At 71.0% G+C, this 24,330-nt stretch carries 24 protein-coding genes; all 24 read left to right on the top strand.

What is annotated here, in order from left to right:
- Positions 1 to 101 precede the first annotated feature (101 nt).
- The 24 genes from AC1DMN_RS00960 to trpA all read left to right on the top strand — a co-directional run bounded on the left by AC1DMN_RS00960 (position 102) and on the right by trpA (position 24,314).
- Positions 102 to 1,682, top strand: coding sequence for a Rieske 2Fe-2S domain-containing protein (locus tag AC1DMN_RS00960; RefSeq protein ID WP_477229082.1), 1,581 nt, complete (start codon positions 102 to 104; stop codon positions 1,680 to 1,682).
- Between the two features lie 112 nt (positions 1,683 to 1,794).
- Positions 1,795 to 2,334: a bifunctional pyr operon transcriptional regulator/uracil phosphoribosyltransferase PyrR gene (pyrR, locus tag AC1DMN_RS00965; protein ID WP_440731781.1), complete on the top strand. Its 540-nt coding sequence runs from the start codon at positions 1,795 to 1,797 to the stop codon at positions 2,332 to 2,334.
- On the top strand, positions 2,331 to 3,338 hold the full coding sequence (locus tag AC1DMN_RS00970; protein ID WP_440731780.1) for an aspartate carbamoyltransferase catalytic subunit: 1,008 nt from the start codon (positions 2,331 to 2,333) through the stop codon (positions 3,336 to 3,338). Before pyrR ends, AC1DMN_RS00970 begins: the two co-directional genes overlap by 4 nt.
- Entirely contained in the window at positions 3,335 to 4,636 is a 1,302-nt protein-coding gene (locus AC1DMN_RS00975) for a dihydroorotase (RefSeq protein ID WP_477229083.1), read from the top strand. The genes AC1DMN_RS00970 and AC1DMN_RS00975 overlap by 4 nt, the downstream gene beginning before the upstream one ends.
- A complete protein-coding gene (locus AC1DMN_RS00980) occupies positions 4,633 to 5,154 on the top strand; it encodes a PH-like domain-containing protein (RefSeq protein ID WP_440731778.1) in 522 nt (173 codons plus the stop codon). The genes AC1DMN_RS00975 and AC1DMN_RS00980 overlap by 4 nt, the downstream gene beginning before the upstream one ends.
- On the top strand, positions 5,151 to 6,302 hold the full coding sequence (carA, locus tag AC1DMN_RS00985; protein WP_477229084.1) for a glutamine-hydrolyzing carbamoyl-phosphate synthase small subunit: 1,152 nt from the start codon (positions 5,151 to 5,153) through the stop codon (positions 6,300 to 6,302). Before AC1DMN_RS00980 ends, carA begins: the two co-directional genes overlap by 4 nt.
- Positions 6,302 to 9,589: a carbamoyl-phosphate synthase large subunit gene (gene carB / locus AC1DMN_RS00990; RefSeq protein WP_477229085.1), complete on the top strand. Its 3,288-nt coding sequence runs from the start codon at positions 6,302 to 6,304 to the stop codon at positions 9,587 to 9,589. Before carA ends, carB begins: the two co-directional genes overlap by 1 nt.
- Positions 9,590 to 9,591: 2 nt before the next feature.
- A complete protein-coding gene (gene pyrF, locus AC1DMN_RS00995; protein ID WP_477229331.1) occupies positions 9,592 to 10,446 on the top strand; it encodes an orotidine-5'-phosphate decarboxylase in 855 nt (284 codons plus the stop codon).
- A complete protein-coding gene (gene gmk, locus AC1DMN_RS01000; protein ID WP_440731775.1) occupies positions 10,439 to 11,353 on the top strand; it encodes a guanylate kinase in 915 nt (304 codons plus the stop codon). The genes pyrF and gmk overlap by 8 nt, the downstream gene beginning before the upstream one ends.
- A gap of 104 nt (positions 11,354 to 11,457) precedes the next feature.
- Positions 11,458 to 11,712: a DNA-directed RNA polymerase subunit omega gene (gene rpoZ, locus AC1DMN_RS01005; protein WP_045273081.1), complete on the top strand. Its 255-nt coding sequence runs from the start codon at positions 11,458 to 11,460 to the stop codon at positions 11,710 to 11,712.
- Between the two features lie 150 nt (positions 11,713 to 11,862).
- A complete protein-coding gene (metK, locus tag AC1DMN_RS01010; RefSeq protein WP_441975924.1) occupies positions 11,863 to 13,056 on the top strand; it encodes a methionine adenosyltransferase in 1,194 nt (397 codons plus the stop codon).
- A gap of 29 nt (positions 13,057 to 13,085) precedes the next feature.
- Complete coding sequence (locus tag AC1DMN_RS01015) at positions 13,086 to 15,050, top strand: primosomal protein N' family DNA-binding protein (RefSeq protein WP_477229086.1); 1,965 nt, start codon at positions 13,086 to 13,088, stop codon at positions 15,048 to 15,050.
- A gap of 57 nt (positions 15,051 to 15,107) precedes the next feature.
- Entirely contained in the window at positions 15,108 to 16,067 is a 960-nt protein-coding gene (locus tag AC1DMN_RS01020; RefSeq protein WP_477229087.1) for a methionyl-tRNA formyltransferase, read from the top strand.
- Positions 16,064 to 17,557 (top strand): RsmB/NOP family class I SAM-dependent RNA methyltransferase, encoded by a 1,494-nt coding sequence (locus AC1DMN_RS01025; RefSeq protein ID WP_441975921.1) that lies wholly within the window; start codon positions 16,064 to 16,066, stop codon positions 17,555 to 17,557. Before AC1DMN_RS01020 ends, AC1DMN_RS01025 begins: the two co-directional genes overlap by 4 nt.
- 60 nt (positions 17,558 to 17,617) lie before the next feature.
- The gene (gene rpe, locus AC1DMN_RS01030; RefSeq protein WP_441975920.1) at positions 17,618 to 18,313 is read left to right on the top strand and encodes a ribulose-phosphate 3-epimerase; all 696 of its coding nucleotides are present in this window, start codon (positions 17,618 to 17,620) and stop codon (positions 18,311 to 18,313) included.
- A complete protein-coding gene (locus AC1DMN_RS01035; protein ID WP_440731769.1) occupies positions 18,310 to 18,573 on the top strand; it encodes a phosphoribosyl-ATP diphosphatase in 264 nt (87 codons plus the stop codon). Before rpe ends, AC1DMN_RS01035 begins: the two co-directional genes overlap by 4 nt.
- 55 nt (positions 18,574 to 18,628) lie before the next feature.
- A complete protein-coding gene (gene hisG / locus AC1DMN_RS01040) occupies positions 18,629 to 19,471 on the top strand; it encodes an ATP phosphoribosyltransferase (protein WP_440731768.1) in 843 nt (280 codons plus the stop codon).
- Positions 19,471 to 20,232 (top strand): imidazole glycerol phosphate synthase subunit HisF, encoded by a 762-nt coding sequence (gene hisF, locus AC1DMN_RS01045; RefSeq protein ID WP_441975919.1) that lies wholly within the window; start codon positions 19,471 to 19,473, stop codon positions 20,230 to 20,232. The genes hisG and hisF overlap by 1 nt, the downstream gene beginning before the upstream one ends.
- Complete coding sequence (hisI, locus tag AC1DMN_RS01050; RefSeq protein WP_440731766.1) at positions 20,229 to 20,627, top strand: phosphoribosyl-AMP cyclohydrolase; 399 nt, start codon at positions 20,229 to 20,231, stop codon at positions 20,625 to 20,627. Before hisF ends, hisI begins: the two co-directional genes overlap by 4 nt.
- Entirely contained in the window at positions 20,627 to 21,205 is a 579-nt protein-coding gene (locus tag AC1DMN_RS01055) for a Trp biosynthesis-associated membrane protein (protein ID WP_441975964.1), read from the top strand. Before hisI ends, AC1DMN_RS01055 begins: the two co-directional genes overlap by 1 nt.
- A 94-nt stretch (positions 21,206 to 21,299) precedes the next feature.
- Positions 21,300 to 21,530: a DUF6704 family protein gene (locus AC1DMN_RS01060; RefSeq protein ID WP_440731764.1), complete on the top strand. Its 231-nt coding sequence runs from the start codon at positions 21,300 to 21,302 to the stop codon at positions 21,528 to 21,530.
- A gap of 2 nt (positions 21,531 to 21,532) precedes the next feature.
- Entirely contained in the window at positions 21,533 to 22,309 is a 777-nt protein-coding gene (gene trpC / locus AC1DMN_RS01065) for an indole-3-glycerol phosphate synthase TrpC (protein WP_477229332.1), read from the top strand.
- Positions 22,306 to 23,529 (top strand): tryptophan synthase subunit beta, encoded by a 1,224-nt coding sequence (gene trpB, locus AC1DMN_RS01070; RefSeq protein ID WP_441975916.1) that lies wholly within the window; start codon positions 22,306 to 22,308, stop codon positions 23,527 to 23,529. The genes trpC and trpB overlap by 4 nt, the downstream gene beginning before the upstream one ends.
- Positions 23,526 to 24,314 (top strand): tryptophan synthase subunit alpha, encoded by a 789-nt coding sequence (gene trpA, locus AC1DMN_RS01075; protein WP_441975915.1) that lies wholly within the window; start codon positions 23,526 to 23,528, stop codon positions 24,312 to 24,314. The genes trpB and trpA overlap by 4 nt, the downstream gene beginning before the upstream one ends.
- The last annotated feature ends 16 nt before the right edge of the window (positions 24,315 to 24,330 follow it).

Genomic DNA, 24,330 nt, shown 5'->3' on the forward strand with positions numbered 1-24,330 from the left:
CCGACGCCGCCAGCGCTCGGATCCGGGTTATGCACGGGCCGTCTCCAGGGCCGCCGTGAATCGCCCCGGTAGGATCGACAGGTCCACACAGGAGGAGAAACATGCGGATCACGGGACTCGGGCATGCCGGGATGTTCATCGAGACGGTCGGCGGGAACATCATCTGCGACCCCGTCCTCGGCCCGTCCTTCTACGGTTCCTGGTTCCCGTTCCCCGACAACCGCGGCCTCGACTGGGAGTGCTTCGGACGCGAGGCCGACTTCCTGTACGTATCGCACCGGCATCGCGACCACTTCGACCCGCGCCTGCTCGAGCGCTACATCCGCAAGGACATCGAGGTGCTCCTGCCGGAGTACCCGACCGACGACCTGGAGAAGGATCTCCGCGCTCTGGGGTATGACAACATCACCTACGCGCCTGCCGGCGAGGTCATCGAGCGGGGCGCGCTCAAGATCATGATCACGCCGCTGCGGGCCCCGAGCGACGGCCCGATCGGAGACTCGTCGCTCAGCGTGGACGACGGCTCGGGATCCGTCCTGAATCAGAACGACTCGCACCCGCTCGACCTCGAGAAGCTGCTGAAGTTCGGCACGCCCGACGCGTACTTCACACAGGTCTCCGGCGCGATCTGGTGGCCGATGGTCTACGACCTGCCCCTCGACGCCAAGCAGAACTTCGCCCGCCTCAAGCGGGAGGCGCAGAACAAGCGCGCGATGTACTACATCGAGAAGGTCGACGCGCCGCACGTGTTCCCGATGGCAGGCCCGCCGATGTTCCTGCGCGACGAGCTCTTCGACTTCAACGGGATCGGCCGCAACGGCGAGTCGATCTTCACGGACCAGAAGCAGTTCCTCGCGCACATGAACGAGCTCGCCCCGCAGTACGACGGGCACCTGTTCGTGCCCGGCACGGTGGTGACGCTGGAGGACCGCGAGGTGGCGTCGGTCGAGCAGACCCTGTACACCGAGGATGAGCTGCGCCACATCTTCGACGAGAAGTGGGACTACCTCGAGGAGCAGCGCGCAAGCCGGCAGCAGGAGATCCGCGACGAAGAGGCACGTCGCTCGCCGATCCTTGCGCCCGACGAGATGCTCGCCGCGATCAAGGAGTGGTGGGAGCCGCTGCTGAAGAAGTCCCGCACGATCCGCCTCGGCGTCGGCGGCAACGTCCGGTTCCGCATCGGCGAGCTGGACATGGTCGTGGACTTCCCGAAGGCGAAGGTGCGCGAGTACGCGGGGGAGGAGTGCATCTACTGGTACACGATCCCCGCAGACCTGGTCTCGACGAACATCGCCGACCACGAGATCGACTGGTCCAACTCGATCTTCCTGTCGATGCAGTTCTCCGTGGGCCGCAGCGGCAAGTTCAACGAGTTCCTCACCACCTTCCTCAAGTGCCTGTCGGTCGACCGGATCGAGTACGTCGAGAACTGGTATCAGGAGCAGACGGATCAGACCGAGGACGCCGAGATCGGCGACTGGGTCGTCCAGCGCCGGTGCCCGCATCTGCGCGCCGACCTCACCCGCACCGGATCCATCGATGAGGACGGCGTGCTGACCTGCAGCATGCACGACTGGAAGTGGGATCTGAAAACGGGCCGATGCCTCTCCACCGCAGGTCATCCGATCCGCGCCAAGCAGATCGATCCGGTGACCGACGCCGTGCTCAGCGAAGCGTCCTGAGTTCCGCGGAGCCTCGTCGTGTCCATGGCGGGGAGCTGCCTCGGCTAGACTGAGGTCATCCTCAGAAGCAACCTTTAACACCGTCCCGTGAGGCGGAGAAGGGAGCCGGCAGATGAGCGCACGTATCGTGCTGCAGGAAGCCGACATCAGGCGCGCTTTGACGCGCATCGCCCACGAGATCCTCGAATCCAACCGGGGAGCGGAGGATCTGGTCCTCCTGGGCATCCCCACCCGCGGTGTCCCTCTCGCCGAGCGCCTCGCGCTGCTGATCACCGAGATCGCACAGACCGCCGTCCCCGTCGGCTCGCTGGACGTGACGCTGTTCCGCGACGATCTGGCGAAGCACCCGACCCGATCCCCGCACCGCACCGACATCCCCGCGGGCGGGATCGACGGCAAGACCGTCGTCCTCGTCGACGACGTGCTCTTCTCCGGACGCAGTATCCGCGCCGCCCTCGACGCGCTGCAGTCCATCGGCCGCCCCGCGGTGGTGCGCCTCGCGATCCTCGTCGACCGCGGGCATCGCGAACTGCCGATCCGCCCCGACTTCGTCGGCAAGAACATCCCCTCGTCCCGCAGCGAGCGTGTCAACGTGCGCCTGCGCGAGGACGACGGCGAGGAGTACGTCTCGATCGAGGGAGGGGACGAATGAGGCACCTGCTCGACACCCGCACCCTTGCACGCGAAGACGCGATGCGGATCCTGGACATCGCCGAGGACATGGCCGACACCCAGTCCCGCGAGGTGAAGAAGCTCCCGACGCTGCGCGGCAAGACCGTGGTGAATCTTTTCTTCGAGGACTCCACCCGCACGCGCATCTCGTTCGAGGCCGCCGCCAAGCGCCTCTCCGCCGACGTGATCAACTTCGCCGCCAAGGGGTCCAGCGTCTCCAAGGGCGAGAGCCTCAAGGACACCGCGCAGACGCTGGAGGCGATCGGCGCCGACGCCGTGGTCGTGCGCCACCCCGCGTCCGGCGCGCCCCGCACTCTCGCTACGAGCGGCTGGATCTCGGCCGGCGTCGTGAACGCCGGCGACGGCACCCATGAGCACCCGACGCAGGCACTGCTCGACGCGTACACGATGCGCAAGCGCCGGTTCGGCGCGGACAGCCGCGGCCGCGATCTCAGCGGAGTACGGGTCGTGATCGTCGGCGACGTGCTGCACTCCCGCGTCGCCCGCTCCAACGTGTGGCTGCTCGCGACGCTCGGCGCGGAGGTCACCCTGGTCACCCCGCCGACGCTGATCCCGCAGGACGTCACCGCATGGCCGGCGCGGGTGCTGTACGACCTCGACACGGCGCTGGCCGAGGAGCCGGACGCCGTGATGATGCTGCGCATCCAGCTCGAGCGCATGCACGCGGCCTTCTTCCCGAGCGAGCGCGAGTACGCCCGCCGCTGGGGGCTCGACGCAGCCCGGCTGCGGCGGCTGCCCGAGGATACGATCGTGATGCACCCCGGCCCGATGAACCGCGGACTGGAGATCTCTTCCGACGCCGCCGATTCCGCCCGCTCCACCGTGCTGGAGCAGGTCGCGAACGGGGTCTCGGTGCGGATGGCGGCGCTGTACATGCTGCTGGCCGGGGAGCGCTCTGAGCCCGTCAGAACAGGGACCGGCTCAGGGACCGAGGAGTTTCAAATGAATCGAGGAGACCGATGACCGAGAGCCTGCTCTTCCGAGGCGCGAAGATCCTTGGCGCCGATTCCGCGGACATCCTCGTCCAGGACGGACGGATCGCCGAAGTCGGCGCCGGCCTCTCCGCCGCAGGCGCCCGCGTCGTCGACGCCGACGGACTGGTCGCGCTGCCCGGCCTCGTCGACCTGCACACGCACCTGCGTGAGCCCGGCTTCGAGGCGAGCGAGACCGTGCTGTCCGGCACCCGCGCTGCCGCCGCCGGCGGCTTCACCGCCGTGTTCGCGATGCCCAACACCTCACCCGTCGCCGATTCGGCGGGCGTCGTCGAGCAGGAGCTCGCCCTCGGCGAGGCCGCCGGCTACGCCACGGTGCAGCCGATCGGCGCGGTCACCGTCGGGCAGAAGGGGGAGCGGCTCGCCGAGCTCGGCGCCATGGCCTCGTCCCGCGCGAACGTCCGGGTCTTCAGCGACGACGGCTTCTGCGTCTGGGACCCGCTCATCATGCGCCGCGCGCTCGAGTACGTGAAGGCCTTCGACGGGGTGATCGCGCAGCACGCGCAGGACCCGCGGCTCACCGAGGGCGCGCAGCTGAACGAGGGCGCCGTATCGGCGGAACTGGGCCTCGCGGGCTGGCCGGCGGTCGCCGAGGAGTCGATCATCGCGCGCGACATCCTGCTCGCGGAGCACGTCGGATCCCGGCTGCACGTCTGCCACCTGTCCACCGCCGGATCCGTCGAGCTCATCCGCTGGGCGAAGAAGCGCGGCGTGGCGGTGACCGCCGAGGTCACCCCGCACCACCTGCTGCTGACCGACGAGCTGGCGCGCGGCTACGACGCGCGATTCAAGGTCAACCCGCCGCTGCGCACCCAGGAGGACGTGCTCGCCGTGCGTGAGGGCCTCGCCGACGGCACGATCGACATCGTCGCCACCGACCACGCTCCGCACCCGAGCGAGGCGAAGGCCTGCGAATGGCAGGCCGCCGCGAACGGCATGGTCGGCCTGGAGTCCGCGCTGCGGGTCGTGCACCAGGCCATGGTGCAGACCGGACTGCTGGACTGGACCGATGTCGCCCGCGTCATGAGCTCCGCTCCGGCGCGGATCGGATCCCTCGCCGGGCACGGCACGCCGATCGCCGCCGGGCAGCCGGCCGAGTTCACGCTCTACGACGCCGCTGCGCAAGGAGTGTTCGCCGAGGCGGACCTGCACGGCCAGAGCACGAACTCGCCGTACCTCGGTCGCGACCTGCCGGGCAAGGTCCTCTGGACCGTGCATCGCGGGTACGCGACGCTCGCCGACGGCGTGCTCGTGGAGCTCGGCTCGTGAATCAGCAGGTCGCCGGCGCGGTCGTCCTCGGGGTCGCCGTGCTGCTCATCCTCGCCGGAGTCTGGGCGTGGCGCGCCCGGCTGCGGCGCGACTCCGGCCTCGCGGCACCGATCGGGGTTCCCGAGCACGCCGAGGTCCAGGCGCGCTACGAGACGCTCTACGTCGCGACCACCCGGCACGACCACTCGCTCGAGCGCCTCGCGGTGCGCCCACTCGTGTATCGAGCACGGGGCGAGCTCACCATCACCGACCGCGGCGCGGCGCTGAGCCTGGACGGCTCGCCGACGGTGTTCCTCGCCTCGGCGCGGCTGCTCGGCGCCGACCGCGCGACGGTCACGATCGACCGGGTCGTCGAACCGGGCGGGCTGATCCGCCTGGTCTGGCGCACGGACGACGGCACCGTCGTCGACAGCTATCTCCGCATCACCGGCGACCTGGGCAACACCGATGCCGCAGGCGCCGCGCTCACCGACCTTCAGCGCCTCTGCGCTGCCTCCGAGACTGGAGAATCCGCATGACCCTTCCTCACGACTCCGCCGTGCTCGTCCTCGAGGACGGCACCCGCCACGTCGGACGCGCCTACGGCGCGACCGGAACCGCCCTGGGCGAGGTCGTCTTCGCCACCGGCATGTCCGGCTACCAGGAGACGCTCACCGACCCGTCCTACGCCGGACAGATCGTGCTGCAGACCGCGCCGCACATCGGCAACACCGGAATGAACGACGAGGACCCCGAGTCCCGCCGCATCTGGGTCGCCGGCTACATCGTGCGCGACCCCTCGCGGGTCGTGTCGAACTGGCGCGCGAACGCCTCGCTCGATGAAACCCTCGTGCGCGACGGGATCGTCGGCATCAGCGGCATCGACACCCGTGCGATCACGCGGCACATCCGCTCCGCCGGATCCATGCGCGGCGGCATCTTCTCCGGTGCGGACGCCGCGCTGGATGCGGATGAGCAACTGCGCCGCGTGGCGGAGGCGCCCGAGATGGCCGGGCAGAACCTCTCCGCCGCGGTCTCCGTCACCTCCGCACAGGTCACGCCCGCGACGTCGGAGCGGATCGGCAACCTCGCCGTGCTCGACCTCGGCGTCAAGCAGTCCACGCTCGACAACCTCGCCGCCCGCGGGTTCGACGTGCACGTGCTGCCGCAGGCCTCCACGTTCGCCGACATCACCGCGATCGAGCCGGTCGCGGTGTTCTACTCGAACGGTCCCGGCGACCCCTCGGCGTCCGACGCCCAGGTCGCGGTGCTCCGCGAGGTGCTGGAAGCGGGTCTGCCGTACTTCGGCATCTGCTTCGGCAACCAGCTGTTCGGCCGTGCCCTGGGGCTCGGCACCTACAAGCTCACGTTCGGCCACCGCGGCATCAACCAGCCGGTGCTCGACAAGGCCACGGGCCGCGTCGAGATCACGGCGCACAACCACGGCTTCGCCGTCGAGGCGCCCATCGAGGGCTCCTTCGACAGCCCCCACGGCTACGGCAAGGTCGAGGTCAGCCACGTCGGCCTCAACGACCAGGTCGTCGAGGGGCTCCGCGCCCTGGACATCCCGGCCTTCTCGGTGCAGTACCACCCCGAGGCCGCGGCCGGTCCCCACGACGCCAACTACCTCTTCGACCGCTTCCGCGACGTCGTCGTCGCCCACCTCTCCACGAAGGACAGCAAGTAATGCCCAAGCGCGACGACATCCACTCCGTCCTCGTCATCGGATCCGGTCCGATCGTCATCGGTCAGGCCTGCGAGTTCGACTACTCCGGCACCCAGGCGTGCCGCGTCCTGCGCGAGGACGGCGTCCGCGTCATCCTGGTCAACTCCAACCCGGCCACGATCATGACCGACCCCGACTTCGCGGACGCGACCTACATCGAGCCGATCACCCCCGAGGTGATCGAGACGATCATCGCCAAGGAGAAACCGGACGCGATCCTGCCGACCCTCGGCGGGCAGACCGCGCTGAACGCGGCCATGGCGCTGCACGAGCGCGGGATCCTGGAGAAGTACGGCGTCGAGCTCATCGGCGCGAAGGTCGAGGCGATCCAGAAGGGCGAGGATCGCCAGATCTTCAAGCAGCTGGTGCTCGATGCGGGCGCCGACGTCGCCGCGTCCGTGATCTGCCACACGATGGACGAACTGCTCGAAGGCGCCGAGAAGCTCGGCTACCCGCTGGTCGTGCGCCCCTCGTTCACCATGGGCGGACTCGGATCCGGCTTCGCGTACGACGAACGCGACCTGCGCCGCATCGGCGGCGCCGGCCTGCACGACTCGCCGACCACCGAGGTGCTCCTGGAGGAGTCGATCCTCGGTTGGAAGGAGTACGAGCTCGAACTCATGCGCGACACGGCCGACAACACGGTCGTCGTCTGCTCGATCGAGAACGTCGACCCAGTCGGCGTGCACACCGGCGACTCGATCACGGTCGCCCCGGCGCTCACGCTCACCGATCGCGAGTACCAGAACCTGCGCGACATCGGCATCGACATCATCCGCGCCGTCGGCGTCGACACCGGCGGCTGCAACATCCAGTTCGCAGTGAACCCGGAGAACGGCCGCGTCATCGTCATCGAGATGAACCCCCGCGTGTCGCGCTCCTCGGCGCTCGCGTCGAAGGCGACCGGATTCCCGATCGCGAAGCTCGCCGCCAAACTCGCGCTCGGCTATCGCCTGGACGAGATCCCGAACGACATCACGGGCGTGACCCCGGCGAGCTTCGAGCCCACGCTCGATTACGTCGTCGTCAAGGCCCCGCGGTTCGCGTTCGAGAAGTTCCCGGCCGCCGACGCGACGCTCACCACGACCATGAAGTCGGTCGGCGAGGCCATGGCGATCGGCCGCAACTACACGACGGCGCTGCAGAAGGCGCTCCGCTCGCTCGAGAAGCGCGGATCCTCGTTCCACTGGGGTCCCGAAAGCCGAAGCGTCGAGGAGCTCCTCGAGATCTCCAAGACGCCGACCGACGGGCGCATCGTCGTGCTGCAGCAGGCGCTGCGCAAGGGCGCCACGATCGAGCAGGCGTTCGAGGCCACGGCGATCGACCCCTGGTTCATCGACCAGATGGTGCTCATCAACGAGGTCGCCGAGCAGATCCGCACCGCGCCCGAGCTCGACGCCGCCACGATCCGCCTCGGCAAGGACCACGGCTTCTCGGACGTGCAGTTCGCCGAGCTCCGCGGGCTCACCGAGGCCGAGGTGCGCGGCGTCCGGCACGGGCTCGGGATCCGGCCCGTCTACAAGACCGTGGACACCTGCGCCGGCGAGTTCCCGGCCCTCACGCCGTACCACTACTCCAGCTACGACAGCGAGACCGAGGTCACCCCGAGCGACCGGACCAAGGTCGTCATCATCGGATCCGGGCCGAACCGCATCGGCCAGGGCGTCGAGTTCGACTACTCCTGCGTGCACGCGTCCTTCGCGCTGTCCGCCGCCGGGTACGAGACGGTCATGGTCAACTGCAACCCGGAGACCGTCTCCACCGACTACGACACCAGCGACCGGCTGTACTTCGAGCCGCTCACCCTGGAGGACGTGCTCGAGGTGCTGCACGCCGAAGCGCAGTCCGGCACCATCCTCGGCGTCGTCTGCCAGCTCGGCGGGCAGACCCCGCTCGGACTCGCGAAGGGGATCGAGGCGGCGGGATACACCGTGCTCGGCACCAGCCCGGAGGCGATCGACCTCGCCGAGGAGCGGGAGCTGTTCTCCCGGCTGCTGGACGCGGCCGGTCTGGTCGCGCCCCGCAACGGCACCGCGATCGACGTCGAGGGCGCGGTCGCGGTGGCCGAGGAGATCGGCTACCCGGTGCTCGTCCGCCCCAGCTTCGTGCTCGGCGGCCGCGGCATGGAGATCGTCTACGACACCCCGGCGCTGCGCGACTACTTCGTGCGCACCGCGGGCGAGGTCATCATCGAGGAGGGCAAGCCCCTGCTCGTGGACCGCTTCCTCGACGACGCGATCGAGATCGACGTGGACGCGCTGTACGACGGCGTGGAGCTCTACATCGGCGGCGTCATGGAGCACCTCGAGGAGGCCGGCATCCACTCCGGCGACTCGAGCTGCACGCTGCCGCCGGTCTCGCTCGGCCGCTCCGACATCGACCGCGTGCGCACCGCCACCCTGGCCATCGCCGAGGGCGTCGGCGTGCGGGGCCTGCTCAACGTGCAGTTCGCGATCAGCGCCGGCGTGCTCTACGTCATCGAGGCGAACCCGCGCGCGAGCCGTACCGTGCCGTTCGTCTCGAAGGCGCTCGGGATCCCGCTCGCGAAGGCGGCGAGCCGGATCCTGTCCGGATCCACGATCGCCGAGCTCAAGGACGAGGGGATGCTGCCGCCGGTCGACGGCTCCCGCGTGCCGCTCGGCTCGCCCGTCTCGGTCAAGGAGGCCGTGCTGCCGTTCAAGCGGTTCCGCACCAAGGACGGCCGCATCGTCGACTCGATCCTCGGGCCGGAGATGCGCTCGACCGGCGAGGTGATGGGCATCGACCGCGACTTCCCGACCGCGTTCGCGAAGAGCCAGGCCGCGGCCTACGGCGGCACCCCGACGTCCGGCACCGTGTTCATCTCGGTCGCCGACGCCGACAAGCGCTCGGTGATCCTGCCCGCGCACCGGCTGCACCAGCTCGGCTTCACGATCGTGGCGACCACGGGCACGGCCGAGATCCTGTCCCGCAACGGCATCCCGGTGACCGTCGTCGAGAAGTACAGCGAGACCCAGGCGAGTGGCGAGACGAACATCGTCGACCTGATCGACCAGGGCGCGATCGACATCATCGTTAACACGCCCTCCGGCGGGGCCGCACGCGCCGACGGCTACGAGATCCGCGCGGCCGCGGTCGCCGCGGACAAGGCGCTGTTCACGACGATCGCGACGCTCGGCGCGGCCGTGAGCGGAATGGACGCGGCGGACAAGGGCTTCGAGGTGCGGAGCCTCCAGGAGTACGCCCAGGACCGGCTGGCGCGCGCGTGACAGTGACATCCTTCGGAGCGCGGCTGCGCAAGGCGCTCGACACGCACGGTCCGCTGTGCGTGGGGATCGACCCGCATGAGGCGCTGCTGGACGCCTGGGGCCTGCCTCAGACGGCCGACGGCGTGCGGGCGTTCGGACTCGCGACGGTCGAGGCCGCCGCGGGGCGCGTCGGCATCGTCAAGCCGCAGGTGTCGTTCTTCGAGCGCTTCGGATCCCGGGGGTTCGCCGCGCTCGAAGACGTGATGTCGGCGGCGCGTGCGGCGGGGCTCCTGGTCGTCGCCGACGCGAAGCGCGGCGACATCGGCACCACCATGGCCGGATACGCGCAGGCATGGCTCGAGCCGGGCTCACCGCTCGAGGCCGACGCGCTCACGATCAGCCCCTACCTCGGCGGCGGGTCGCTCGCTGAGGCGATCACGCGCGCGCTTCTCGCGGGCAAGGGCGTCTTCGTGCTCGCCGCGACGAGCAACCCCGAGGGGGCGCCGGTGCAGCAGGCGCTCGTGCCGGCAGCGCTCGCTGTCACGCCGGGGGAGACCACCGCGCTGCGCATCACCCGGGATGTGACGGCGTACGACTCACCGCAGGGCGGGCTCGGATCCGTCGGCCTGGTGGTCGGGGCGACCATCGACCGAGAGGATTTCGGCCTGGACGATGAGACGCTGCGCACGGTGCCGCTGCTGGCCCCGGGATTCGGCGCGCAGGGCGCGACACCCGCGGATCTGCGCTCGAGATTCGGTACGCTGGCAGGTAACGTCCTGGCTTCCGAAAGCCGGAGCATCCTGTCCGCTGGTCCGGACCGGATCGCAGCGACGATCGAAGAGCGCGCCGCGCGCTACCAGGAGGTCATGGGTGGTTGAACCGGCAGGACGCGCAGTCCCCGAGGTCGATCGCGTCGCCGCCGCTCGTCGAGCGGTCGAACGCCGCCGCGCGCGCGCATCGCTGAAACGCGATCTCACCATGCGGGTGACCGCGCCGCAGGACGTGCTGGCCGCGGCCGCGGCCGACCCGCATTCCACAGCGGGAACGCTGCGCGTCCCGGACTTCCTGACGGCTCTGCCCGCGATCGGCGCGGGCAAGCGCGATCGCATCCTCGCCGACCTGCAGATCTCCCCGGTCAAGCGGCTCGGGGGCCTCGGGTCGCGGCAGCAGCAGGCGCTGCGTCACTGGGTCGACACGCGCTTCCCGCAGCCCGTGCCCCGCGCCGGCCGGAGCCGGCTGCTCGTGCTGGCCGGACCCACTGCGGTGGGCAAGGGCACGGTGGCCGCGCACATCCGCGAGAATCACCCCGAGATCCACCTCTCCGTCTCCGCGACCACGCGCGCACCGCGCCCGGGGGAGCAGGACGGCGTGCACTACTTCTTCGTGGACGACGCCGAATTCGATCGCATGATCGCCGCGGGCGAGCTGCTCGAGCACGCCACCGTGCACAACCGGTTCCGCTACGGCACTCCGCGCCGGCCCATCGATGCGGCCCTGGCCGAGGGCAAGACCGTCCTGCTGGAGATCGACCTGCAGGGCGCCCGTCAGGTGCGGGCTGCGGATCCCTCCGCGAACCTCGTGTTCCTGCTGCCGCCGTCCTGGGACGAGCTCGTGCAGCGTCTGGTCGGTCGCGGCACGGAGGACGCCGAGGAGCGTGCCCGGCGTCTGCGCACCGCGAAGGTCGAACTGGCCTCTCAATCGGAGTTCGATCACCGCGTCGTGAACGAGGACGTCGCCACGGCCGCCCGCGAGGTCGTAGAATTGTCTTCGGCGTCTGCGCGCTGACGGATCCATCCGGTTCCTGAGCCTGTCGAAGGGCTCGAAGGGCGCGCACGCCCGAATTCTTCGCGACATGCGTCGCCGAACATCCCACCAACAGGAGGTCCACCATGGCCGGACACAACAACGGCATCATCGACCCGCCCATCGACAACCTGCTCGACCGCGTCGAGTCCAAGTACGAGCTCGTCATCTATGCGTCCAAGCGCGCGCGCCAGATCAACGACTACTACTCCGACCTGCACGAGGGCAACCTGTTCGACAACGTGGGTCCGCTGGTCGACTCCTCCGTCGAGGACAAGCCGCTGACCATCGCGCTGCACGAGATCAACGAGGACAAGCTCCGCATCCGCCACGCGGAGTGAGCTGACTCTCCGCCGGCACGACGCAAGGGAGCCGCCGTCATCCCGTCCGTGGATGTCGGCGGCTCCGTCCATACTGGGCATGGGCGCACCAACCTGTTGCCAGGGGCGCAACCCGTCCCGCCCGACCGCCCTCCACACCAAGGAGCACCGATGAGCGCGCTGCGTCTGTTCACCTCCGAGTCCGTCACCGAGGGGCACCCCGACAAGATCTGCGACCAGATCTCCGACTCGATCCTGGACGGCCTGCTCACGGTGGACACCGGAGCACGCGTCGCGGTGGAGACGCTCGTCACCACGGGCCTCGTGCACGTCGCCGGCGAGATCCGGACCTCGGGCTACGTCGACATCCCCACGATCGTCCGCGACGTCGTCAACGGCATCGGCTACACCTCGAGCGACACCGGATTCGACGGCTCCTCCTGCGGCGTGAGCGTCTCGGTCGGGGAGCAGTCGGCGGACATCGCGAGCGGCGTCGACCAGGCGCACGAGCACCGCGAGGGCGGCTCCTCCGACCCGCGCGATCTCCTGGGCGCGGGCGATCAGGGCATCATGTTCGGCTTCGCCACGACCGAGACCCCGCAGCTCATGCCGATGGCGGCGTGGACCGCGCATCGCCTGGCGGAGCGCCTGACCGAGGTGCGCCGCGACGGCACGCTGCCGTTCCTGCGTCCCGATGGCAAGACCCAGGTGACGCTGGGCTACGACGGCTTCACCCCGAAGACGGTCGACGCGGTGGTGCTGTCCACTCAGCACAACCCGGAGATCTCCCAGGAGGAGCTCAAGGCGCTCGTCCGCGAGCACGTGATCGACCCCGTCCTCGCGACGACGGGCCTCGACCTCGATGGCGTCACGCACTACATCAACCCGGCCGGCCCCTTCGTGACCGGAGGTCCGAAGGGCGATGCGGGGCTGACGGGTCGCAAGATCATCATCGACACCTACGGCGGCGCGTCGCGGCACGGGGGCGGCGCCTTCAGCGGCAAGGACCCGTCCAAGGTCGACCGTTCGGGTGCCTACGCGATGCGCTGGGTCGCCAAGAACGCGGTCGCGGCGGGGCTCGCCGATCGGCTCGAGGTGCAGGTCGCGTACGCGATCGGCGTGGCGCAGCCCGTGGGGCTGTACGTCGAGACGTTCGGCACCGGCGCCGTGGACGACGAGACGATCACCCGCGCGATCCGCTCGGTGTTCGACCTGCGCCCGCAGGCGATCATCGAGGAGCTGGATCTGCTGCGCCCGATCTACGCCGCCACCGCCGCATACGGGCACTTCGGCCGTGAGCTGCCGACGTTCACCTGGGAGCAGACGACGCGCGCCGACGACCTGCGCCGCGCCGCCGGACTCTGATCGACCCCGTTCACCCGCAGGCTCCGCTCGTGCCCCGGCCGATCGCCCGCGTACTGCTGGACTCGCCGGTCCCGCAGCTGGATCGACTGTTCGACTACGCCATCCCGGCGGAGCTGATCGATGATGCCCTGCCGGGGGTGCGGGTACGGGTTCCGCTGCGTTCCGCGGGGCGCGTCATCGACGGTTACCTGGTCGAGGTGGCCACGGAGGACGACGACGCCCGGACACTGGCGGAGGTCGACGCCGTGGTGTCCCGCGCCCAGGTGCTGCCCGAGTCGCTCTGCACCCTCGCCCGTCGCGTGGCGGACCGCGCCGCAGGCAGCGCATCCGATGTGCTGCGGCTGATCGTGCCCAAGCGACAGGTCCGCGTGGAGAAGGCATGGCTGGCGGCAGCCGGGGAAGCGGAGGGCGACAGTGCCGCAACCGCGCAGGCGACGGTCCCCGCCGTCTCCGAGACGATCGCGCGGTACGCCGGTCTCGCCGATGTGCTCGCGGACTCCGGCCGGGCGGCCGTGGAGGCGATCCCGCGCCTGGCCTCCGACGATCTGCCGGAGTGGACCCGGTTGCTGGCCGCTGCGGCTGCGCACACGCTGGCGGGCGGCGCCTCGGCGATCCTGGTCGTCCCCGACTACCGCGACCTCGACCTGCTGCTCGCCGCCCTCGACGTGCTCGCGCCCGACGCCCCCATCGCCCGCCTCGACTCCCGGCAGACGGGCCCCGACCGCTACCGCGCGTACCTCCGCACGCTCGAGGACGCCCCCTGCATCGTGGTCGGCAACCGCTCCGCCGTGTACGCCCCGGTGCGAGCGGGCCTGGTGATGCTGTGGGACGACGGCGACGGGCTGCTGGCCGAGCCGCTCGCGCCCGGTGCGCATCCCCGAGATGTCGCACTGCTGCGGCAGGAGCAGGAGGGATCCGCCCTCTTGTTCGCCGGCCACACCCGCACGACCGACGTGGAGCGCTTGGTCGAGACCGGGTGGATCCGGGCGATCACGGCCGCCAAGCGGCAGCTGCCGCGCGTGGTCCTGGACTCCACCGAGGATCTGGACCGGCGCGGTCAACGCCTGCCGTCCCGGGCGTTCCTCACGGCACGGGAGGCCGCCGCGACCGGACCTGTGCTGCTGCAGGTGGCGCGACCGGGGTTCTCGCCGACGCTCGTGTGCGCGTCGTGTCGCGCGCCGGCCCGCTGCCGAGCCTGCGGAGGGCCGCTCGGTGCCGCACATCGCGGGGCGACACCGGTGTGCGCCTGGTGCGGACGCGGGGCGCGCCTCTGGGCGTGCAGCTCCTGCGGCGGGGAGAAGGTGCGTCTTGCCGCATCCGGCAGTGAGCGGACCGCGGAGGAGCTGGGGCGCGCGTTCCCGGGGATCCGCGTGATCGTCGCCGACGGCAACCATCCGGTGGTCCGTGTCGACGCGAAGCCGGCCCTCGTCGTCGCGACCCGCGGCGCCGAGCCTCTGGCCGAGGGAGGCTACCGGGCGGTCGTGCTGCTCGACGGCTCCCGGATGCTGCAGGCGCCGGAGCTGCGGATCGGGGAGTCCTGCCTGCGCTGGTGGTCGAACGCGGCCGCCCTCGCCGCGCCCGGAGCGCCGATCCATCTCGTCGGCGTCGACGGTGCCGTGGCTCGTGCTCTTGCGACCTGGTCCCAGGCGTCGTACGCGCGGACGGAGCTCGCCGAGCGCGCGCCGCTGCGCATGCCGCCGTCCGTGCGCGTCGCCCAGGTCGAGGGCACCGGCGCCGCCATCCGTCGCGCCCTCGACGACATCGCCGCGCTGCAGCTGCCGCCGGACGCCGTGCTGGGGCCCGTACCGATCGAAGGCGACGACGACGGCCGGGAGCGCGCGCTCGTGCGGTTCCCCTACGCCGAGGGCGCGCGCGTGGCGGGCGCCCTCCGCGCCGCCGTGATCGCCGAGGCGATGGGCCGTCGCCGAGCCCGTGGCAGGACCCCACGGACTACGCTCTCGGTGAGGCTCGACGTCACCGAACCCGACCTCTGAACCACCCGATCCACCCCGTTCGTCTCGAACAACCCGCAGCACCTTCGAAGGACCCTCATGCGTCTCGTCTTCGCCGGCACTCCGGCGGCCGCCGTACCCACCCTCCGTCGCCTCGCCGGCGAGCACGAGATCGTCGCGGTCGTGACCCGCCCCGACGCGCCGCTCGGGCGCAAGCGGATACTCACCCCTTCGCCGGTCGCGCAGGAGGCCGATGCGCTCGGGATCCCGGTGATCAAGGCCGCGCGCCTGGACGAGGAGGCGACGGGTCGGATCACGGCGCTGCGCCCCGAACTCGGTGTCATCGTCGCCTACGGCGGCCTCGTGCGCGAACCCCTGCTGAGCGCCCCCGAGCACGGCTGGATCAACCTGCACTTCTCCCTGCTGCCGGCCTGGCGCGGGGCCGCCCCGGTGCAGCGGGCGCTCATCGCGGGGGACGCGGAGCTGGGCGCCACGGTGTTCCAGCTCGTCCCTGCGCTCGACGCGGGGGACGTGCACGCGATGCGGGTGTACCCCGTAGCCGGCGACGCCACCGCGGACGACGCGCTCGCCTCCCTCGCCATCGACGGTGCCGGGCTCACCGCGGAAGCCGTCGGCGCCATCGCCGGTGGCACCGCTCGCCCCGTGCCGCAGCAGGGCGAACCCACGCACGCGGCGAAGCTCGGCCTCGAGGACGGCCTGCTGGACTGGACCGAGCCCGCCGACATGGTGTTCGCCCGTTACCGCGGCGTCACCAGCGAGCCGGGTGCGCACACGGCCATCGACGGGGCGCCGCTGAAGGTGCGCGAGCTCGCGCGGACGCATGATGCGGATCCGCTGGCGCCGGGCGTATTGCACGGGATCAAGGGCGGCGTGCTCGTGGGCACCGGCAGCGCGCCACTGCTGCTCGTGCGCGTGCAACCTGCGGGGAAGGCCGCGATGGCCGCCGCGGACTGGTTCCGCGGCCTGCGGGCCAGCGACGGCGAGACCGTGCGGTTCGACGCCGCCGCGCCCTCGAGCGAGCAGAGCGACGCACGATGAGCGGACAGGGACGGCAGCACGGCGACGGCCGCCGGGGCCCGAAGCGGCGCGCGGACGGTCAGGGCGCACCGCGCCGGCAGAACACCGGCGGAGCGACGCAGCACTCGGCGTCGCGGAACGCGCGTCCCCGCGACGTGCAGCCTGCGCGTCGCGTCGCGTACGACGTGATCCGCGCTGTCAGCACCTCCGATGCCTACGCCAATCTGCTGCTGCCGGGGGCGATCCGCGATGCGGGACTGAACGCTGCGGACGCGGCCTTCGCGACCGAGCTGACATACGGGACGCTGCGCCGTCTGGGCACATACGACGCCATCATCGCCGCCGCGGCCGGACGCGAAGTCGCCGGCATTGATGCTCCGGTGCTCGACGCCCTCCGCCTCGGTGCGCACCAGATCCTCGCCACCCGGGTCGCGACGCACGCGGCCGTCAACGAGTCGGTGAATCTGGTGGCCCTGGAGAGTGGGCGCGGCGCGTCGGGGTTCGCGAACGCGGTGCTGCGCAAGGTCGCCGCGCGCACGCAGGAGGAATGGTTCGACGCCGTCACGGCCGCGGCGCGCTCCGACGACGAGCGCCTGGGGCTCCGCTACGCGCATCCGGTCTGGATCATCCGTGCCCTGCGCCGTGCTCTCGCGGCCGAGGGGCGGGAGGACGAGCTCGAGGAGCTTCTCGCGGCGGACAACGTGGCTCCCGAGGTCACGCTCGTCGCGCTGCCCGGACTTGCGGAACCGCGCGAGCCCCGGCGGCCGTACGCACCGACGGCGTTCGGATCCGAAGGCGGAGACCCCGGAGCGACCGTCGCCGCGAACAAGGGCAGGGTGCGCGTGCAGGACGAGGGGTCGCAGCTCGTCGCCCTCGCGCTCGTCGGCGTCCGGCCTGTGGCGGCGGGGGAGCGCTGGCTGGATCTCTGCGCCGGCCCCGGCGGCAAGACCGCCCTGCTCGCCGCGGAGGCGCTGCGCAGCGGGGCGACACTCGACGCGAACGAGGTGGCGCCCGCCAGGGCGGGACTGGTGCGCAAGGCAGTCGCCGCGGTGCCGCTGCACGTCGAGGTCGCCGAGGAGGACGGCCGCGTGCTCGCCGCCGAGCGCCCTGCAGCCTATGACCGGATCCTGCTCGATGCGCCGTGCACGGGACTCGGAGCGCTGCGGCGCCGCCCGGAGGCGCGCTGGCGCAAGACCGCCGCCGACGTCCCCGAACTCGCCGCGTTGCAGGAGGAGCTGCTCTCGGCTGCCCTCGGCGCGCTGAAGCCCGGCGGGATCCTCGCCTACGTCACGTGCTCCCCGCACCTGGCCGAGACCGCAGCGGTCGTGCAGACTGTGCTCCGCGACCGGGACGACGTGCACGAGCTCGATGCCCGTGAGGCACTCGGTGCCGTGTCGCAGCAGCCGATCGATCTGCCGGAGCCGTCGAACGGATCCGGTCACGCGCAGCTCTGGCCGCACCGGCACGGCACCGACGCGATGTTCCTGTCGCTGCTCGTCAAGGACGCCTGAACCGCGATCGGACGGCGGCATCGGTACGATCGCGGCGGCGGGCACCGGGATAATGGGCGCATGCCCGCATCCCGCGCCGAACTGCCCGCAGCCCCCCGGATCAATCCCTCGATCCTCGCCGCCGACTTCGTGAACATGCAGGCGGATCTCGCCCGCATCGCGACGGCCGACTTCGCGCACGTGGATGTGATGGACAACCACTTCGTGCCCAACCTCACCTTCGGGCCGCAGATGGTCGAGCGCATCCAGGCGACGAGCCCGATCCCGCTCGACGTGCACCTGATGATCACGGATCCGGACCGCTGGGCGCCGGGCTATGCGGAACTGGGTGCGGCGAGCGTCACCTTCCACCTCGAGGCGGCGTCCGACCCCGTCGCCCTCGCACGCGCCCTGCGCAGCATCGGCGCCAGGGCGGGCGTCGCGATCAAGCCGGGCACGGCGGCGGAACCGCTCTACGACATCCTCGGCGAGTTCGACCAGATTCTCGTGATGACCGTGGAGCCCGGCTTCGGCGGGCAGGGCTTCATGCCCGAGACGATGCCCAAGCTGCGAGCCCTGGCCGACGAGGCGAAGCGGCGCGGCTCCGACGTCTGGCTGCAGGTGGACGGCGGGATCTCGGATGCGACGATCGCGCAGGCCGCTGCCGCAGGCGCCGATACGTTCGTCGCCGGATCCGCCGTCTACGGCTCCCGCGACATCGAAGCCGCCGTCACGCGGCTCCGGGGTCTCGCACGAGCCGGTAGCCTGGGAGGGTGAAGACCTTCGACGAACTGTTCGCCGAGCTGAGCCGCAAGGCGGCCGAGCGCCCGGAGGGATCCGGGACGGTGCGCGAGCTCGACGCGGGCGTGCACACGATCGGCAAGAAGATCGTGGAAGAGGCGGCCGAAGTGTGGATGGCCGCAGAGTACGAGAGCGACGAGGCTGCGGCCGAGGAGATCTCCCAGCTGCTGTACCACCTGCAGGTGCTGATGCTGGCCAAGGGAATGACCCTGGAGAACGTCTACCGACATCTGTGAGGCGCCCCGACGGGGCTCCTTTCGCACACAGATCGCTTCGAACGAAAGACCTCCCATGCTGCGCATTGCCGTCCCGAACAAGGGATCGCTGTCCGAGACCGCCGCCGAGATGCTCGCCGAAGCCGGATACGCCGGCCGCCGCGACACCAAGACCCTGCACGTGATCGACGCCGACAACGACGTCGAATTCTTCTTCCTCCGTCCTCGCGACATCGCCACCTACGTCGCCTCGGGCGCGCTGGACGTCGGCATCACAGGACGCGACCTGCTGCGCGATGTGCGCCGCCCGGACGCCCGTGAGATCGAGCAGCTCGGCTTCGCCCGTTCGACGTTCCGCTTCGCCGCCCCGCCCGGACGGTTCAAGACCCTGGAGGACCTCAACGGCGTGCGCGTCGCCTCCGCCTACCCGGGGCTCGTCGACGACTACCTGCGCGAGCACGGCGTCACCGCGGAGCTCGTGCCGCTCGACGGCGCCGTCGAATCGGCCGTGCGCCTGGGCGTCGCCGACGCCATCGCCGATGTCGTGGAGACCGGCACCACGCTGCGCCAGGCGGGTCTGGAGATCTTCGGCCCGGTGATCATCGAGTCCGAAGCGGTGCTGATCAGCCGCCCCGGCGACGCCGAGGGCACCGAGAAGCTGCTGCGCCGCCTCCGCGGCGTCATGGTCGCCCACCGGTTCGTGCTGCTGGACTACGACCTGCCGGCCGATCTCGTCGAGCAGGCGGCCGCGATCGCGCCAGGGCGCGAGTCCCCGACGGTGTCGCCGCTGCGGGACCCGGCCTGGGTCGCCGTGCGGGTGATGATCCCGCGCCGTGGCATGAACCAGGTGATGGACCAGCTCTACGCGCTCGGCGCACGGGCCATCCTCGTCACCGCGATCCACGCCGCGAGGCTCTGATGTCGCTCACCGCGCGCGTCATCCCGTGTCTCGATGTGGCCGCCGGCCGCGTCGTCAAGGGCGTGAACTTCGAGAACCTGCGCGATATGGGCGATCCGGTCGAGCTCGCCCGGCACTATGCCGCGCAGGGCGCCGACGAGATCACCTTCCTCGACGTGACCGCGACCGTCGATGAGCGCGCCACCACTTACGACGTGGTGCGCCGCACCGCCGAAGAGGTCTTCGTGCCGCTCACCGTCGGTGGCGGCGTCCGCTCGGTCGACGACGTGGCCCGCCTGCAGGGCGTCGGCGCCGACAAGGTCGGGGTGAACTCCGCGGCGATCGCCCGTCCGGCTCTGATCGGCGAGATCGCTGACCGCTTCGGCGCCCAGGTGCTGGTGCTCTCGCTCGACATCAAGCGCAGTCCGCGCACGGCCTCCGGATTCGCCGTGACCACGCACGGCGGGCGCACCGAGACCTCCCTGGACGCCCTCGACTGGGCCCGCGAGGCCATCGAACGCGGCGCGGGGGAGCTGCTGGTCAACTCCATCGACGCCGACGGCACCAAGGACGGGTTCGACCTGGAGCTGGTGGGCCTCATGCGCGAGGTCTCCAGCGTGCCCGTCATCGCCTCGGGCGGCGCCGGGAAGGCCGAGGACTTCGCTCCGGCCATCGCCGCGGGCGCGGACGCGGTGCTCGCCGCGAGCGTGTTCCACTCCGGACAGCTGACCGTCGGCGATGTGAAGGCGGCGCTGAACGCCGCGGGGGTGACGGTGCGATGAACACGGATCTCGATGCCAGGCTCGCCGACGTGAGCTACAACGACCAGGGCCTCGTCCCCGTGATCGTGCAGCAGTGGGACACTCTCGAGGTGCTCATGATGGCCTGGGCCGACGAGGAGGCGCTGCGCCGCACGCTCACGACGGGGCGAGCCACGTACTGGTCCCGCTCCCGCCAGCAGTACTGGCGCAAGGGCGACACCTCCGGCCACGTGCAGCACGTGCGCGGCGCCCGGCTGGACTGTGACGGCGACACCGTGCTGCTGCTCGTCGACCAGATCGGCGTGGCCTGCCACACCGGCACACGCACCTGCTTCGACGGGCGCGATCTGGATCCGGTCGTCGCCGCGGCGCAGGACCGGGCTGTGGCAGACGACGCCGGGAAGGCCACGGCGTGATGCTCGCCCGCCGAGCGAAGTCGACGAGCCTGCTGCTGATCCTGCTCGCGGGCGGGATCGGGGTCCTGTCCTCGACGCAGACCTGGCTGACCGTCACCCGCGCCGACGGGGGAGAGTCGCTCGACGTCGCCGGCAACGCGGCGCTCCCCGTGCTCGCCCCGCTGAGCCTCACGGCGCTCGCGCTGTGTGCAGCCATCGCTCTCGTCGGGCCCGTGCTGCGACGCGTGTTCGCCGCGATCGCGGTCGCTGTCGGGGCCCTCCTGCTCGTGCTGACCACGCGCATCCTGTTCCAGCATCCGCTGGATGCCGTGAGCCCCGCCCTCACCAAGGCCACGGGGCTCGCAGGGGACACGGCGCTGAAGGCCATCGTCGACGGCATCGCCGTGACCGCTTGGCCCTGGGCTGCGCTCGTCGGCTGGATCCTGCTGCTCCTCGGCGGCGGGCTGGCCCTGGTCACCGCGGGGCAGTGGCGCAGCGGCGGGCGTCGCTATCGCACCGCCCCGGCGCCGAACGACGGACCGGTGGACGCGGTGGAGAGCTGGGACGAGCTCAGCCGCGGCACCGACCCCACCCGCTAGACCGCCTCGACGACGCCCCGCGCTGTCCGCGGTCCTCGTCGAGAAGCACGATCCCGATAGACTTGACCAGACCACCCGACGCTCGGAGGAGAACATGAGCAACCCCATCGCAGATCCCGGCCACGGACACTCGCCTGCGGCCTGGACCGCCGTGGTGATCATGCTGCTCGGATTCAGCGTGGGCACCGCCGCCTTCTTCCTCGACGTCCCCGTCGTGGTCTGGGTGGGCGTCGCGCTGATCGTCGTCGGCGCGATCGTGGGCTGGGTGCTTTCCAAGGCCGGATACGGCGCGAAGGGCCCGAAGTACCAGCCGAAGGCGCACTAATGGTGCTCGCCGACCTCACGGCCGGCGCAGTCGAGGACGCCGCCCGTCGCGAGCGGGAGCGTCCGCTGGCGATCGTGGAGCGTGCCGCACTTGATCGCGCCCCGGCCCTCGACGCACGCGCCGCGCTTGCGCCCGCGGACCGGGTCAAGATCATCGCCGAGGTGAAGCGGGCGAGCCCGTCGCGCGGCGCCCTCGCCGAGATCCCGGATCCCGCGCTGCAGGCATCCCTGTACCAGCAGGGCGGGGCGTCTGCGATCAGCGTGCTCACGGAGGAACGTCGGTTCGGGGGCAGCCTCGCCGATCTCGAGGCCGTGACCGCCGCCGTGCAGGTCCCCGTGCTGCGCAAGGACTTCATCGCCACCCCGTACCAGGTGTTCGAGGCGCGCGCCGCGGGTGCGTCCCTCGCGCTGCTCATCGTGGCGGGCCTGGACCGCGCGAATCTGGAGCGGCTGTACGCCCTCATCCTCGAGCTGGGCATGACGCCCCTCGTCGAGACGCACTCCGCCGAGGAGCTCGAGGTCGCGATCGATCTTGGTGCGCACCTCATCGGCGTGAACGCCCGAGACCTGAAGACCCTCGAGCTGGACCGCGACTTGTTCGGCCGGCTGGTCGAGCGGATCCCCTCGACGTCCGTGAAGATCGCCGAGTCCGCCGTGCTCACGCCCGCCGACGTCGCGCACTACCGCGCGGCCGGTGCCGACGCGGTACTCATCGGCGAGGCGCTCGTCACCGGCGACCCCGTCGCCACCTTGCGTTCTTTCCTGGAGGCCGGATCATGAGTCTGCGCGATCAGCCGGGGCCGTTCTTCGGTGACTTCGGCGGGCGCTTCATGCCCGAATCGCTCATCGCGGCGATCGACGAGCTCACCGTGGCGTACCACGAGGCGATCGCCGATCCGGCATTCCAGTCCGAGCTCGCGACCCTGCTGCACTCCTACGCCGGGCGTCCCTCGCCGATCACCGAGGTGCCGCGGTTCGCCGAGCACGCCGGCGGCGCGCGGATCTTCCTCAAGCGCGAGGACCTCAACCACACCGGATCCCACAAGATCAACAACGTGCTCGGTCAGGCGCTGCTGACCAAGCGCCTGGGCAAGACCCGGGTGATCGCGGAGACGGGCGCCGGCCAGCACGGTGTCGCCACGGCGACCGCCGCCGCGCTGTTCGGTCTCGAGTGCACGATCTACATGGGCGAGGTCGACACCGAGCGTCAGGCGCTCAACGTCGCCCGGATGCGCCTGCTCGGCGCGGAGGTCGTGCCCGTCACCACGGGATCGCGCACGCTCAAGGATGCGATCAACGACGCGTACCGCGACTGGGTCGCGACCGTCGAGACCACCAACTACATCTTCGGCACGGCGGCGGGCCCGCACCCGTTCCCGGCGATGGTGCGCGACTTCCAGAAGATCATCAGCGAGGAGGCTCGTCAGCAGCTGCTCGACGAGGCCGGGCGCCTGCCGGATGCGGTGCTCGCCTGCGTCGGCGGCGGCTCCAACGCGATCGGCATGTTCGACGCGTTCCTCGATGATGAGACCGTGCGGCTGTACGGCGTGGAGGCGGCCGGCGACGGCGTCGACACGCCCAAGCACGCGGCCTCGATCGAACGCGGTCGCCCCGGGGTGCTGCACGGCGCACGCACGTACGTCCTGCAGGACGAGGACGGGCAGACCATCGAGTCGCACTCGATCTCTGCGGGCCTCGACTACCCCGGCGTGGGGCCGGAGCACTCCTGGCTCGCCGCGATCGGCCGCGCCGAGTACATCCCCGCGACCGACGACGAGGCCATGCAGGCGCTGCGCCTGCTGAGCCGCACCGAGGGCATCATCCCCGCGATCGAGTCCGCGCACGCCCTCGCCGGCGCCATGCGGATCGGCAAGGAGCTCGGCCGCGACGCGATCCTCGCGGTCTGCCTCTCCGGACGCGGCGACAAGGACATGGACACCGCGGCCCGTTACTTCGGGCTGTACGACGAGGGCGCTGCAGAGAACGGAGTCGGCGCATGAGCCGCGTCGAAGAGGCCATCCAGCGCGCACATGACGCCGGTCGGGGCGCCTTCATCGGCTACCTCCCGGTCGGCTACCCCGACCTGCAGACCAGCATCGACGCCGCGATCGCCCTGGCGCGCAACGGCGTGGACATCATCGAGCTCGGACCGCCCTACAGCGATCCCGTGATGGACGGCGCGATCATCCAGGAGGCGACGCAGGCGGCACTCGCGAACGGCTTCCGGATGCGCGATCTCTTCACGGCGGTCGCGGCCATCACGGCTGCCGTGGACGCCCCCGTGGTCGTCATGACCTACTGGAACCCCGTGCTGCAGTACGGCGTCGACCGCTATGCCGACGACCTGCTCGCCGCGGGCGGTGCAGGTCTGATCACGCCCGACATCACTCCCGAGGCGGCACCCGAGTGGATCGCCGCGAGCGAGCGCACGGGGCTCGACCGCGTCTTCCTGGCCGCGCCCACCTCCACCGACGCCCGACTCGACCTGGTCGCTGCAAGCTCCACAGGCTTCGTGTACACCGTCTCGACCATGGGCATCACGGGGGAGCGGGCCGAGCTGGACAAGGCCGCCCGCACGCTCGTCGGACGCCTCAGGGAGCACGGCGCCGGTCGTGCGTGCGTGGGCATCGGCATCTCCACCGCGGAGCAGATCGCGGGCGTGCTGGAGTACGCCGACGGCGCGATCGTCGGCACCGCCCTCGTGCGGGCTCTTCGGGACGGGGGCGTGGATCGGCTCGCGGAGGTCACCCGCGAACTCGCCACGGGCACCGCGCTCGCACGGTGACGGCGCTCTGACGACG

Source organism: Microbacterium sp. 01T413_2, assembly GCF_056398985.1.

What these genes read in the sequence shown, in the direction of transcription:
- AC1DMN_RS00960 (WP_477229082.1), top strand. Translation starts at nt 102, where the DNA reads ATGCGGATCACGGGACTCGGGCATGCCGGGATGTTCATCGAGACGGTC.
- pyrR (WP_440731781.1), top strand. Translation starts at nt 1,795, where the DNA reads ATGAGCGCACGTATCGTGCTGCAGGAAGCCGACATCAGGCGCGCTTTG.
- AC1DMN_RS00970 (WP_440731780.1), top strand. Translation starts at nt 2,331, where the DNA reads ATGAGGCACCTGCTCGACACCCGCACCCTTGCACGCGAAGACGCGATG.
- AC1DMN_RS00975 (WP_477229083.1), top strand. Translation starts at nt 3,335, where the DNA reads ATGACCGAGAGCCTGCTCTTCCGAGGCGCGAAGATCCTTGGCGCCGAT.
- carA (WP_477229084.1), top strand. Translation starts at nt 5,151, where the DNA reads ATGACCCTTCCTCACGACTCCGCCGTGCTCGTCCTCGAGGACGGCACC.
- carB (WP_477229085.1), top strand. Translation starts at nt 6,302, where the DNA reads ATGCCCAAGCGCGACGACATCCACTCCGTCCTCGTCATCGGATCCGGT.
- rpoZ (WP_045273081.1), top strand. Translation starts at nt 11,458, where the DNA reads ATGGCCGGACACAACAACGGCATCATCGACCCGCCCATCGACAACCTG.
- metK (WP_441975924.1), top strand. Translation starts at nt 11,863, where the DNA reads ATGAGCGCGCTGCGTCTGTTCACCTCCGAGTCCGTCACCGAGGGGCAC.
- AC1DMN_RS01020 (WP_477229087.1), top strand. Translation starts at nt 15,108, where the DNA reads ATGCGTCTCGTCTTCGCCGGCACTCCGGCGGCCGCCGTACCCACCCTC.
- AC1DMN_RS01025 (WP_441975921.1), top strand. Translation starts at nt 16,064, where the DNA reads ATGAGCGGACAGGGACGGCAGCACGGCGACGGCCGCCGGGGCCCGAAG.
- rpe (WP_441975920.1), top strand. Translation starts at nt 17,618, where the DNA reads ATGCCCGCATCCCGCGCCGAACTGCCCGCAGCCCCCCGGATCAATCCC.
- hisG (WP_440731768.1), top strand. Translation starts at nt 18,629, where the DNA reads ATGCTGCGCATTGCCGTCCCGAACAAGGGATCGCTGTCCGAGACCGCC.
- hisF (WP_441975919.1), top strand. Translation starts at nt 19,471, where the DNA reads ATGTCGCTCACCGCGCGCGTCATCCCGTGTCTCGATGTGGCCGCCGGC.
- hisI (WP_440731766.1), top strand. Translation starts at nt 20,229, where the DNA reads ATGAACACGGATCTCGATGCCAGGCTCGCCGACGTGAGCTACAACGAC.
- AC1DMN_RS01055 (WP_441975964.1), top strand. Translation starts at nt 20,627, where the DNA reads ATGCTCGCCCGCCGAGCGAAGTCGACGAGCCTGCTGCTGATCCTGCTC.
- AC1DMN_RS01060 (WP_440731764.1), top strand. Translation starts at nt 21,300, where the DNA reads ATGAGCAACCCCATCGCAGATCCCGGCCACGGACACTCGCCTGCGGCC.
- trpB (WP_441975916.1), top strand. Translation starts at nt 22,306, where the DNA reads ATGAGTCTGCGCGATCAGCCGGGGCCGTTCTTCGGTGACTTCGGCGGG.
- trpA (WP_441975915.1), top strand. Translation starts at nt 23,526, where the DNA reads ATGAGCCGCGTCGAAGAGGCCATCCAGCGCGCACATGACGCCGGTCGG.